This window comes from Mycobacterium sp., from assembly GCF_004298145.1.
In the GTDB taxonomy this organism is placed as follows: domain Bacteria; phylum Actinomycetota; class Actinomycetes; order Mycobacteriales; family Mycobacteriaceae; genus Mycobacterium.
Map to the genome: position 1 here is coordinate 28,492 of NZ_SCRH01000062.1, position 12,341 is coordinate 40,832.

Annotated in this window: 11 protein-coding genes, 1 pseudogene and 1 riboswitch; all 12 genes and pseudogenes read right to left on the bottom strand. The window is 67.3% G+C overall.

Translation table 11 applies throughout. From position 1 onward, the window contains the following. Positions 1-12: 12 nt before the first annotated feature. The gene (gene gcvP / locus EPN51_RS26080) at positions 13-2,850 is read right to left on the bottom strand and encodes an aminomethyl-transferring glycine dehydrogenase (protein ID WP_293048636.1); all 2,838 of its coding nucleotides are present in this window, start codon (positions 2,848-2,850) and stop codon (positions 13-15) included. Between the two features lie 190 nt (positions 2,851-3,040). Next, positions 3,041-3,138, bottom strand: a riboswitch (glycine riboswitch). 111 nt (positions 3,139-3,249) lie between these two features. Beyond that, entirely contained in the window at positions 3,250-3,879 is a 630-nt protein-coding gene (locus tag EPN51_RS26085; RefSeq protein ID WP_293048638.1) for a MerR family transcriptional regulator, read from the bottom strand. Between the two features lie 335 nt (positions 3,880-4,214). Beyond that, positions 4,215-4,709, bottom strand: a complete 495-nt coding sequence (locus tag EPN51_RS26090; RefSeq protein WP_008256980.1) for a bifunctional nuclease family protein — start codon at positions 4,707-4,709, stop codon at positions 4,215-4,217. Positions 4,710-4,821: 112 nt separating this feature from the next. After that, a complete protein-coding gene (locus tag EPN51_RS26095; protein WP_293048640.1) occupies positions 4,822-5,577 on the bottom strand; it encodes a MerR family transcriptional regulator in 756 nt (251 codons plus the stop codon). Continuing rightward, on the bottom strand, positions 5,577-6,059 hold the full coding sequence (garA, locus tag EPN51_RS26100) for a glycogen accumulation regulator GarA (protein WP_008256985.1): 483 nt from the start codon (positions 6,057-6,059) through the stop codon (positions 5,577-5,579). Before garA ends, EPN51_RS26095 begins: the two co-directional genes overlap by 1 nt. Positions 6,060-6,287: 228 nt before the next feature. Further along, a complete protein-coding gene (gcvH, locus tag EPN51_RS26105; protein ID WP_293048669.1) occupies positions 6,288-6,686 on the bottom strand; it encodes a glycine cleavage system protein GcvH in 399 nt (132 codons plus the stop codon). A gap of 27 nt (positions 6,687-6,713) precedes the next feature. Further along, on the bottom strand, positions 6,714-7,478 hold the full coding sequence (locus tag EPN51_RS26110; protein WP_293048754.1) for a DUF881 domain-containing protein: 765 nt from the start codon (positions 7,476-7,478) through the stop codon (positions 6,714-6,716). Positions 7,479-7,627: 149 nt separating this feature from the next. After that, positions 7,628-7,717: pseudogene (locus EPN51_RS26115) on the bottom strand (sirohydrochlorin chelatase); the annotation flags it as partial. A gap of 100 nt (positions 7,718-7,817) precedes the next feature. Beyond that, the gene (locus EPN51_RS26120) at positions 7,818-8,150 is read right to left on the bottom strand and encodes a small basic family protein (RefSeq protein ID WP_007170008.1); all 333 of its coding nucleotides are present in this window, start codon (positions 8,148-8,150) and stop codon (positions 7,818-7,820) included. A 49-nt stretch (positions 8,151-8,199) separates the two neighbouring features. Next, on the bottom strand, positions 8,200-9,126 hold the full coding sequence (locus EPN51_RS26125) for a DUF881 domain-containing protein (protein ID WP_293048691.1): 927 nt from the start codon (positions 9,124-9,126) through the stop codon (positions 8,200-8,202). Continuing rightward, on the bottom strand, positions 9,119-9,748 hold the full coding sequence (locus tag EPN51_RS26130) for a CDP-alcohol phosphatidyltransferase family protein (protein ID WP_293048693.1): 630 nt from the start codon (positions 9,746-9,748) through the stop codon (positions 9,119-9,121). Before EPN51_RS26130 ends, EPN51_RS26125 begins: the two co-directional genes overlap by 8 nt. Positions 9,749-9,939: 191 nt before the next feature. Then, positions 9,940-12,264: an accessory Sec system translocase SecA2 gene (gene secA2 / locus EPN51_RS26135; RefSeq protein WP_293048695.1), complete on the bottom strand. Its 2,325-nt coding sequence runs from the start codon at positions 12,262-12,264 to the stop codon at positions 9,940-9,942. Positions 12,265-12,341 lie beyond the last annotated feature (77 nt).

Consider the following 12,341-nt stretch of genomic DNA (forward strand, 5'->3'; position numbering starts at 1 on the left):
CCGACCCGATCGTCAGGCGAACGCCTGCACCGGCGGGCACGAGCAGACCAGATTGCGGTCGCCGTAGGCGCCGTCGATGCGACGCACCGGCGGCCACACCTTGGGCCGGAAGTCCTTGCCCAGCGGATAGGCGGCCTCTTCCCGGGTGTACGGGTGGTCCCAGTCACCCATCACCAGGCACTCGGCCGTGTGCGGGGCGCCCCGCAGCGGGTTGTCGTCAACCGGCCACTCCCCCGCGCCCACCCGGTCGATCTCGCCGCGGATGGCGATCATGGCGTCGCAGAAGGCGTCGATTTCGGTCAGGCTCTCGCTCTCGGTGGGCTCCACCATCAGCGTGCCGGCCACCGGGAAACTCATGGTGGGCGCGTGAAAGCCATAGTCCGCCAAACGTTTTGCGACATCGTCGACGGTCACTCCGGTGGACTTGGTGATGCCCCGCAGGTCCAGGATGCACTCGTGAGCCACCATGCCGTTCTCACCCGTATAGAGCACCGGGAAGTACTCGTCGAGGCGGCGGGCGATGTAGTTGGCCGAGGTGATCGCGGTCAGCGATGCCGCGCGCAAGCCTTCGGCCCCCATCATCCGGATGTAGGCCCAGCTGATGGGCAGGATCGAGGCGGACCCGTACGGCGCCGCCGACACCGGATGCCCCTGGGGCAGCTCGGGGGCATACGGATGCCCGGGCAGGAACGGCGCCAGATGCGAACGCACCGCCACCGGCCCCACCCCCGGCCCACCGCCCCCGTGCGGAATGCAGAACGTCTTGTGCAGGTTCAGGTGGCTGACGTCACCCCCGAACTTTCCCGGCCGCGCGAGGCCGACCAGCGCGTTGAGGTTCGCGCCGTCCACGTACACCTGGCCCCCCGCGTCGTGGGTGGCCGCGCAGATCTCGACGATGTCGTGCTCGTAGACGCCGTGTGTCGACGGATAGGTGATCATCAGCGCCGACAGCCGGTCACCGTGTTCGCCGACCTTGGCGCGCAAGTCGTCGAGGTCCACGTCGCCGTTCTCGTGGCAGGCCACCACGACCACCCGCATCCCGGCCAGGGCGGCCGACGCCGCGTTGGTGCCGTGCGCGCTCGACGGAATGAGGCAGATATCGCGGTGCGGTTCGCCGCGGCTGGCGTGGTAGTCGTGGATGGCCAACAGGCCGGCGTACTCGCCTTGCGACCCGGCGTTGGGTTGCAGCGAGACGGCGTCGTAACCGGTGATCCGCACCAACCAGGTCTCCAGGTCGGCGATCAGGCGCCGCAGGCCCGGGGTGTCGGATGCCGGCGCGAACGGGTGCTGACGGGCGAATTCCGGCCAGGTGATCGGTTCCATCTCGGCGGCGGCGTTGAGCTTCATGGTGCACGAGCCGAGCGGAATCATGCTGCGGTCCAACGCGATATCTTTGTCCGCCAACGTGCGCAGGTAGCGCATCATCGCCGTCTCGGTGCGGTACTGGGTGAAGGCGGGATGGGTCAGGAACTCCGATGTGCGGGTCGCGATGTCCGCGCCGGTCGGCGTGGCGGCCCGGGCCCCGAAGGCCTCGAGCACCGCGGTGACGTGCTCGTCGGTGGTGGCCTCGTCGCAGGCCACCGACACGTGATCGTCGTCGACGCGCCACAGGTTGATGCCGTTGGCTTTCGCCGCGGCGAGCACCTCGTCGGCACGCCCCGGTACCCGCGCCAGCACGGTGTCGAAGTACTTCTCGTGCACCAACGCTGTGTCGGCCGCCGAGCCGAGCCCCCCGGCGATCGCCTCGGCGTGAGCGTGGACGCGGCGCGCGATCGCGGTCAGCCCCTCGGCGCCGTGGTAGCTGGCGTACATCGCGGCCATCACCGCCAGCAGCACCTGCGCGGTGCAGATGTTGCTGGTCGCCTTGTCGCGGCGGATGTGTTGCTCGCGGGTCTGCAGCGCGAGCCGGTAGGCCGGCGAGCCGTCGGCGTCCAGCGACACGCCCACCAGCCGGCCCGGCAGCTGACGGGCGTGGTTGGCGTGCACCGCCAGGTAGCCCGCGTGCGGGCCGCCGAATCCCATTGGCACACCGAATCTTTGGGTGCTGCCGAAGGCGACGTCGGCGCCGATCTCGCCGGGGGGCGTGATCAGTGTCATGGCGAGCAGGTCGGCGCCGATGGCGATCAGCGCGCCACGGTCGTGCGCCTGCTGGACCAGCGCCGCCCAGTCGCTGACCCGCCCGCTGGCCCCGGGCAGCTGCGTGATGACGCCGAAGAACTCTCCGTCCGGCAGCCCTTCGCGCAGGTCCGCCGTGACGATCTCGATGCCCAGCGGCTTGGCCCGGGTCGCGACGATGGCCGCGGTCTGGGCGAAGACGTCGGCGTCTACGGCCAGCCGGTTGGTCTTGGCGCGGGCCGCGCGGTGCATCAACGTCATGGCCTCGGCGGCCGCGGTGCCCTCGTCGAGCATGGAGGCGTTGGCGACCTCGAGCCCGGTGAGGTCGGCCACCATCGTCTGAAAATTCAGCAGCGCCTCCAGCCGGCCCTGGCTGATCTCCGGCTGATAAGGCGTGTATGCGGTGTACCAGGCCGGGTTCTCCAAGATGTTGCGCAGCAACACCGGGGGCGTGAGCGTGTCGTAGTAGCCCTGACCGATCATGGACACGGCCACCGTGTTGGCCGCGGCCAACGCCCGCAGCTCGGTCAGCGCCTCGGTTTCACTGGCGGGCGCCGGCAGCCGGTCCAGGCCCGGCGCGGCGCCGCCGTCGGTGGGCCTGTCCAGGATGCCCGCCGGAACCGCCTTGGACGCCAGCTCGTCCAGGGAGTCGACACCGATGACGGCGAGCATGGCCGCGACGGCCTGGCTGTCCGGGCCGATGTGCCGAGCTGCGAACGTGGATTGATCGGGCACTGGAAACTCCTGAGTAGGCGGACAACGACAGACCAAGGCAGAGGACGAACGGCCCTCTCCCTCTGTCTTCACCCATTCGCCGGGCGCCTGAGAGATTCGGCGCCGGATGCTTGTCCTGAACGCCTTTCCCCATCGGCGGGTGTCGACCGCTGGAAACTCCAGGGGTAGACACCGCTTTCCAGAGGCATCATTGTTTCGCGCGGTCCGGGTGCCTGAGAGGTTGACGGAGAGGTGTTGCTCCTTCGGCGTCCGTGACTGGCAGCCACGGAACTCTCCCGCTCGAATACGATGCGCGGCCCAGTTTACTCGGACGCGTGTGCGAATCCGCCGCGAGCGTGCGTGTCGATACGCCGACCCGCCGTGCGGCGCGGCATTGAGCGCACCCTCGCGCCGAAACCGTCAGCCGATCTTGCGGTCGCGGTGCTTGCGCCGGGACGCCAGCTCGTCTTCCGGCTCGGCGATCGACTCGCCGCCGTCGGCCCGCTCGCCCGGGAAGTCCGCGATGACGCCGGTCAGCTCGCGCATGGCGCCGGACACGGCGATGCCGAATACGCCCTGCCCACCCTGCAGCAAGTCCACTACCTCTTCGGCGGACGTGCACTCGTAAACGGTAGTGCCGTCGGAGAACAGGGTGATGTTGGCCAGATCCTGAACACCGCGCTGGCGCAGGTGGTCGACCGCGACGCGGATGTTGTGCAAGGAGATGCCGGTGTCGAGCAACCGCTTGACGATCTTGAGAACCAGGATGTCCTTGAACGAGTAGAGCCGCTGGCTTCCGGAGCCCGCCGCGCTGCGGATCGACGGGACCACCAGCGAGGTGCGTGCCCAGTAGTCCAGTTGCCGGTAGGTGATGCCGGCGATCTGGCAGGCACTCGGTCCGCGGTAGCCGACGAGTTCGTCGGGCACGGAGTCGTCCGGAAAAAGTCCGGGCTGTACGGGTGCGCTGGCCGCGGTGACGCTGCGGTCACTGCTCGGTGCGTTTCCCTGCTCAGTCAGGTTGAGCTGCTCTTGGCGTGGCTGCTCGCTCACGGTGGTTCCTCTCCGCGATCGCGCTCTCGTCGTTAGCTGCGTGTCTGGCTGCACCGCAGCCACGTCTGCTCAGGCCCGAGTGCTAGTGAGCTTACGCTTTCCGATAGCCGCCGCGCCTGAAGTCGTGATCAAAGTATGGCCGCAACGGGGCCAACTGGGCGAGCTATCCGCCAGCGTGTCGACATCCCGTCGCTAGTTGAGATGCATCCGTGATGTCCTCACCCAGGCTAGTCCAGCGACACCCGTCCTTCCTAAACGCTGGTGGTAGGCGGCAGGGCCGGATCGCCCGCCTCCTCTGCGCACCCCGCGCTCCGCAAGCTGCATCGTCAACGCGCTCAAGTGGCCTTGAAATCGTCGGGAGACACGCTGTCGAGAAATTCTTTGAACTTCTCCACCTCGTCCTCGCGGACGGCGGTGCCACCCTCTTCGTCGGTTTCGTCGGGGATCAGCAGCCCGGCCTGGGCCAGCACGGGCTCCTCGACATAGATGGGAACACCAACGCGCAGTGCTATCGCCACCGAATCCGAGGGACGCGCCGACACGGTGATGTTGCGATCGAACACCAGGTCGGCGTAGAAAGTCCCTTCCTGCAGATCGACGATCCGCACCTCTTTCAGCGAATGCCCAAGCGCGGCAATGACATCCCTGATCAAATCGTGCGTCAACGGGCGAGGCGGCTCAACGCCTTGCTGCTCGAGGGCGATGGCGGCAGCCTCCGACTGGCCGATCCAGATTGGCAGGTAACGGTCACCGTCGGTCTCGCGCAGCAGTAACACCGGCTGGTTTTGCGGCTGCTCTACGCGAATGCCGACAACACGAACCTCTCCCATTTGTGTCTGCCCTCCGCATTCGTGGCCGCCGGTTGGAGTGGTATTCGGAGCGACGGCGAGGCCAAATATCCGCCCTACCGCCGAAACCAAGTTGTCGACCGAAGTCTAGTCCTCAGCGATCCAGAACGTCGCGAACGGCGGATTTGATCAACGACGTGTGCAACGTGATGGCCAGCGCCGCAACTTCACGCGCCAAGTCGTCGGCGCGATCGCGGGCGCCGGCTTTGCCGGCTTTGACTACCGGCCCGGCGATTTGGGCGATCAGGTCCGACTGCCGGTCGGCCGCCGATCGGAATGCGCGCAGATGCCGCGGCTCGACGCCGTAATCCGACAGCGCCTGCGCGCATTGCAGGATGACGACGGCGTGCTCGTCGAAGAAACCGGCGGGGCCGGTCGTGATAACTCCGGCTTTGAGCAACGCGGTCAGCAGCTCCTCACCCACGCCCGCGCGCTCCAGTAGGTCTTCACGGCTCAACCGGACGTGCGTGGGGGCCACCGTCGAGGTATCGAAGCCGGCATCCGCGCCGTCATCGACGTCCCCGGTCCCGGCCACCGACACCAGGCGCGGCACGGCATAGGACGTCTTGAAGGGCGGTAGCTCACCGTCGGGCTGGGCGTCCAGCTGCGCCCGGATGACCTTCAGCGGCAAGTAGTGATCGCGCTGCGCGGTAAGGATGAAGCGCAAGCGCGCGCAGTCGTACGCGGTGAACCTTCGATAGCCCGACGCGGCCCGCTGCGGCGTCACCAGCCCTTCGGCCTCCAAGAAGCGAATCTTGGAGATGGTGACATCGGGGAAGTCCGGCCTCAACAGTTCCAGGACCGCCCCGATCGACATCCCGGCCAGTGCCGAGCTATCGGGTGCGCTCACTAGCCCGACGATCCTCCATCCTCACCCTGCTTGGGTCCGGTCAGAAACACCAAGCGGAACTTGCCGATCTGCACTTCGTCACCGTTGGCGAGCACCGCGGAATCCACGGGCTCGCGGTTGACGTAAGTGCCGTTGAGACTACCAACGTCGACCACGCTGAATTCGTTGTTTTCCAACCTGAATTCGGCGTGCCGGCGACTGACGGTCACGTCGTCGAGGAAGATGTCGCTGTCGGGGTGCCGGCCGGCCGACGTGGTGGGCTGGTCGAGCAAGAACCGCGATCCCGCATTGGGGCCCCGTTTGACGACCAGCAACGCCGACCCCGCCGGGAGTCCTTCGACCCCGGATACCGCGCTCTCCGTCCCCGCCTGTGCGGGTGCGTCCAGCTCGTTGAGGAAGTCGGCACGGAAGACAGAAGTCGTCTCTACCGTGACCTCGTCCGAATTCTGGTCTTGCTGACTTCCTGAGTCCATGTCCGTCACGCGCTGCTCCTCACTGGCCGCTGTGGCGTTGTCTGTCCGGGCCGCCCGGCCGGCTTCCGCACCGGGTCGTCTTGCCCGGTATGCCGGTCTTCAAAAGGTAGATGTGTCGACGGTACCGCGCACCCGCCTGCAATGCGTCCACCACCTGACGATCCGAAACTTCGATTCCCCGTATGCCGGCTGCACCGCTCGCCCGCCCGCGCGGGGCTGCAGGGACATTAGCAACCGTCATTCGGTCAGCGTTCCGCGGTAGGCCTCCGCGTCGAGCAGCGAAGAAATGGCGGACTCCACTGCGGCGACATCGGATACCTGCACATCCAGCAACCAGCCGGCTCCATAGGGATCGGAGTTCACCAATTGCGGGCTGCCTTCCAGATCGGTGTTGACGGCCGAGACTTTGCCCGACAGCGGGGCATACAAGTCCGACACCGATTTCGTGGATTCGACTTCGCCGAAGGATTCACCCGCGGTCAGCTCGGCACCCACGTCGGGCAGCTGAACGAAAACGACATCGCCCAACGCCGACTGCGCAAAGTCGGTGATGCCCACCCGCACGGTGTCATCACCACTTCGACGAACCCATTCATGTTCGGCGGTGTAGTGCAGATCGGGCGGGATATCGCTCACGAGTGATCCTGTCTGTTCGGAAGTTGCTCACTTGACGGGCTGAGCGTATTGGTGCGGTTTTGGTTGCCGCAAGGTGGTCACGTCCACCCGATCACCCTGCTGGACCGACATTCGCGCACCGACGCGCTTGACCGTGTCCTGTGCGCCCCCGGGAATGTTCATGGCCGCGGCCAGGGTGGGCGGATCTCCAATCGCCAGAATCGAATACGCGGGCGACAGCGTTTTGGAGTCGATGGTCAGCGACCCGGGCATACCCGCGACCCAGGTGTCGACGCCCACCCGCACGGACTGGTGTGCATCGTTGACTTCGATCGCCTCGGCCCCGGCCGCACGCAACTCGTTGATCACGTCGAGCATCGCCTCGGGGGAAACCCCCGGCCCCGGGTCCTCGATCGTGACGGTGACGCCGGGCCCGGTCGCGCCCACCGCGCCGACCAGGATGGACAGCGCCGCCAGCCTGGACTGGGCGGACTGGATGGCGGCCTGGTCGTTGTTGCCGGACGCCTGTAACGAATTCAGCGTGTTCTCCAGCTCGTTCACCTCGCTGCGGAGCGTGCCTTCGCGCTGCCGCAACGAATCCAGCAACACCAACAGGTCGGCGGGGCGGGCCGTGTCCAGCGAATCGCCCGATTCGGTCTGGCGGACCTGCGTGACGATGGCGATGCCGAGAAGCAGACACAACAGGACGGCCAGCGTCCCGAAACCCAGCCGGGAACGACCACCGCGCAGCATCCCGGACAAGCCGGTTCGGCGGACCGGCCCGATCTCGGGCCGGGGATGTTTCCCGGGCAGTTCGTGGCGCCCGTGCGGCGCACCCTGATCCGACGTCGTATCGGCGTCGGGGTGAGCCGACCGGGCTGGCCCGTCACCACTTTGGCCGGCGGTGCGATCTGCTGGATCCTGGCTCACGTTGACCTCAACTGGGTCATGGCGCCACTCCTCCTCATCGCTTCGCTCTGCATCGTCGCCGGCGCGGTCATGGCGCCGCTGCTCCTCATCGTTTCGCTCTGCATCGTCGCCGGCGCGGTCATGGCGCCGCTGCTCCTCATCGTTTCGCTCTGCATCGTCGCCGGCGCGGTCATGACGCCACTCCTCCTCATCGCTTCGCTCTGCATCGTCGCCGGCGCGTGACTACGCCCCGAAGAGCCGACGGCGCAATGCCGCGGCATTGCCGAAGATCCGGATACCCAGCACGACGATGATGGCCGTGGACAACTGGGTGCCCACGCCAAGTTGGTCGCCGACGTAGACGATCAGGGCGGCCACGAAGACGTTGAACACGAACGAAATCACGAAGACCTTGGGGTCGAAGATCCGTTCCAGATACGCACGGAGCCCGCCGAACACGGCATCGAGGGCCGCGACCACCGCGATCGGCAAATAGGGCTGGACGACTTCGGGCACCGCGGGGTGAAAAACCAGGCCCAGCACGATACCGATCGCCAGCGCTGCGATACCGATCATGCGTGGTTTCCCGTCTCGCACAGGCGACCCTGAGTGTTCGGGACTTTTCTCACTGTGGCCCAATCTGCTTGGCGAACTTGACATCCCGGATCGATCCGGCAGGCAGCGAAAGACCGTCGGCGACATCCACCGTAACCACCACGCCGTAGGAGACCTCCAGCAGCCTCAGGCGCTGCAACCCCGGGCTGTTGTCGAAGACATCGCGCATCGAACGCGGTGGCCCGATCGCAAGGATCGTGTACGGACTGCTGGTCGGATTGTTGTCAACCAGGATCGCGCCGCCGGCTTGCCGGATGGTCACGTTGGGCCCGATCCGCACGCCGCCGACCGAGACAGCCTCGGCGCCGCTGGCCCACAACGAGTTGACCACCAGCTGCAGGTCGCGGTCCAGGATGATCTGCCTACTGCCGCTGACCCGTTGTTTGGACACGTCGGAGAGATTCGGGCTGGCACCCGGATCGGTCACGGTCATCTTCAGACCGGGGCCGATGATCGCCGTGCTGGCCGCGGCCAGGCCGAGCGCGTCGAGGCGCTTCAGCAGCCGCTGTCCCTCGGCGTCTTCGGCCAACGCGTGTCGCTGCACGTCGTCGACTTGTGTCGAGAGCCCGTTGCGCCGTTGGGCCAACTTGGTCGCGGAGCGTTCCGCCGACCGCACGTTGCCCAACAACAGTTGCTGCGCGTCGCGCACCCCGGGGGCAACCGAGCGGGCCTGCGCGACCGCGGCGGCGAAGACCGTGGCGATGAGCAGCGCCGCCAGCGCCTGCCAGAGCCAACCGAACGCGCGTTGGCGTCCGCGCCGCGGTCCCTCGGCCGGACCGCGTTTGGCCGCCGCCGCGGCGTAGCCGGGATCCAGGTGCTCGGACAGCAGCGCGCGCAGCAGTGAGGGCACCGGAATCCGTTGTGGCCGCGCCGCCACGTGCGCGCTCTGACCGGCGTTCGGGTCATAGCCGCCGAGCATGCGGTCCGCGTCAGCCATGGTCAGCCACTTTCGTCACGGCCGACGGGCGGGATGCGCGATCGACCTTGGGCATGCGACGCAGGACCAGAGTCATCTGAACCGCATACTGCGCGAACGCCCACAGATAGGCGTACATACCCCAGATCAGGAAGGCCCACCCGCAGGCGCCCACCACCCGGCTCCACAACGCTTCCCACGTTCCCAGCAGCACCAGCGGAAAGCCGGACATCAGGGCGAACGTCGCCGCCTTGCCGATGTAGGTCACTGGCAGCGCCGAGAGTCCGCGGCTCCACAGCAGCGGCAACGTCGCGGCCAACAGGCCATCCCGGGCGAGCAGGATGACGACGAACCACCACGGGACGATGCCGCTGAACGCCAACGCGATGGGAACGGCTGCCATGTAGAGGCGGTCGACGGCGGGATCGAGCAGCACACCCAGCCGCGAGGACTGATTGAGCGTCCGGGCGATCTTGCCGTCGGCCCAGTCCGATGCGCCGCTGAACATCAGGATCGCGACCGCCCACCCCGGGGCGTGCGCGACCAGCAAGGCGTAGACGAACACCGGAATGAGCGCCAGGCGGACAGCGCTGAGCGCGTTGGGGACCGTCAGCACCCGGTTGGGCGGAAGCACCGGCTCCATGAGCCGTGACCTTAGCCCGGTGACGATGCGGTCCGCAGCACGGACCGTTGAGGAGGCGGGCCATCGGGTACGCCCGGTGACGGTGCGGTCCGCAGCACGGAGCGACCAACGCCCAATGTGAAGCTGGACGCACACTCGGACACCAGTGTGCGGCTGGACGCACATTCGTGCGCTGAGTCGAAGCGGAGAACCTAGCGGAATATCCCGGGCAGGCTCAGGGTGGACAGCGTGTCATCCGACAGCGGGTTGTCGTTGACCATGTACGTCCACGTCGACGTGGGCCGCGCCAGCTTGGACAGATCCAGTCCCGGCTCCTCGTCGACGACGTTCGCGGTTTCGAAGGTCTGCTGGGCCGCCTCGATCGCGTCCGCGGCCAGCGACGCGAACGCGTCGACCGCCAACCGGTGAAACTCGTCCAGTGGATTCTGCCGGCCCAGCGCCCGCAAGTGGATGCTCTCGCGGATGTCGGCCAGATACGCCAGGTGGTCGGCCCAGCCGCGGTCCAGGTGATAGAGCATGATCTGCCGGCAGATCGTCTCGAGGCGTTCCTCGGAGATCTCCCCGGCCAGCTCCTCGTAGCGCTTCGGCGCCAGTTCGGCGAGTTCCTCGCGCGCGGTTACGGTGCGCAGCAACGTATTACGTCGATCCACGATGATGGCGCGCTGCTGGGCGATCAACTGGTTGTAGCGCCAGGTGTTCGCGTGCACGTCCAGCATGCGGCCCTCGGCGACCCGCTGGGCATGGTCGAGCAGCCCGGCCGCCTTGGGGCTGACGATTCGGCCGTCGTCGTCGGTTTCCATCGGGAGTTTGTTGTGGTCGAGGTTCGCCGCCACGACGTCGTCGTCCCAGCTGGAGAAGAACACCGACGACCCCGGGTCGCCTTGGCGCCCGGCGCGGCCCCGCAGCTGGTTGTCCAGCCGTTCGGTGTGGTGGCGGCCGGTGCCCACGACGTGCAGCCCGCCCAGCTCGGCGACGCGGTCGTGGTCGGCTTCGTCGGAGCCGCCGAGCCGGATGTCGGTGCCGCGCCCGGCCATCTGTGTCGACACGGTGACCACGCCGAACTTGCCCGCCTCGGCAATCACCTGGGCCTCCTCGGCGTCGTTTTTCGCGTTGAGCACCACCGCGGGCACGGCGCGGCGCAACAGCCGTTCGTGCAGGTCCTCGGATTCGGCCACATCGCGGGTGCCGACCAGCACCGGCTGACCCGTCTCGTGCACGTCGGCGATGTGCGCGACGATCGCGTCGTTCTTGGCGGCACCGGTGATGTAGACCCGGTCGGACTCGTCTTCACGAATGTTGGGCTTATTCGGTGGAATTGGCGACACACCGAGCTTGTAGAACTGGCGCAGCTGCTCACCGGCGGCCAGCGCGGTGCCGGTCATGCCGCACACGGTGGCATAACGGTTGATCAGCGCCTGCACGGTGATGGTGTCGAGCACCTCGCCGGTTTCGGTGGTCTCGATACCCTCCTTGGCCTCGACGGCGGCCTGTAGCCCGTCGGGCCAGCGCTGCAGTTGCGCGATGCGCCCCCGCGAGGCGTTGATCAGGTGCACCGCGTCGTCGCGGACGATGTAGTGCACGTCGCGCTGCAGTAGCACGTGCGCGTGCAGGGCGACGTTGACCTCGGTCAGCGTGGTGCCGACGTGCTCCTCGGAGTACAGATCGATGCCGCCGAGCGCCTTTTCGACCTTGCGCGCGCCGGCCTCGGTCAGGTGGACGTTGCGGCTGTCGGAATCCGTGTCGAAATCGGCTTCGGCGTTCAATTCACCGACCAGCTTGATGATTTCGAGCCGCGGCGTCTCCCGATGGGTGGTCCCCGCCAGCACCAGCGGCACCAGCGCCTCGTCCACCAGCACCGAGTCGGCCTCATCGATGAGCGCCACGTCGGGGTTGGGTGACACCAGGTCGTCGACGTCGGTCACCAGCTGATCGCGCAGCACGTCGAAGCCGATCTCGTTGACCGATGCGTAGGTGACGTCGCAGCCGTAGGCGGCCTTGCGCTCGGTGCTGGACGACTCGGCGGTGATCCAGCCGACCGTCAGCCCCATGGCCTCGATCAGCGGACCCATCCACCCCGCGTCACGACGGGCCAGGTAGTCGTTGATCGTCACCACGTGCACGTGCCGCCCGGCGAGCGCGTACCCGGCCGCCGCGATCGCGCCGGCCAGGGTCTTGCCCTCACCGGTGGCCATCTCGATCACGTCGCCGGCCAGCATGCGCAGGGCCCCGAGCAGCTGCACATCGAATGGACGCAGGGCCGTCGATCTTTCGCCCGCCTCCCGGGCGATGGCGAGGAATTGCGGGATGTCCTCCGATTCCGCGAGGTCCTCGAGGTTGAGCAGCCCGGCCGCTTTGCGCAGCTGCTCGTCGGTCAGACCGGCCGCCTCGTCGTCGTATTCCGACGAGTCGGTGACCTGGGTGAGCGAACGGCTGCGGTCCTTTTCGGTGCTGGCACCGAGCAGCTTCCAAAAGCGGCTGCTCAGCCGGCCGGGTTGAGCGCGGGTGGTCTTAGGCACAGGTCAACGGTACGCGGTGGGCCCTCAACCACTGCGAGCGTGCGTGTTTGCCCGCGACACGCCGAGCCTGCGCACTC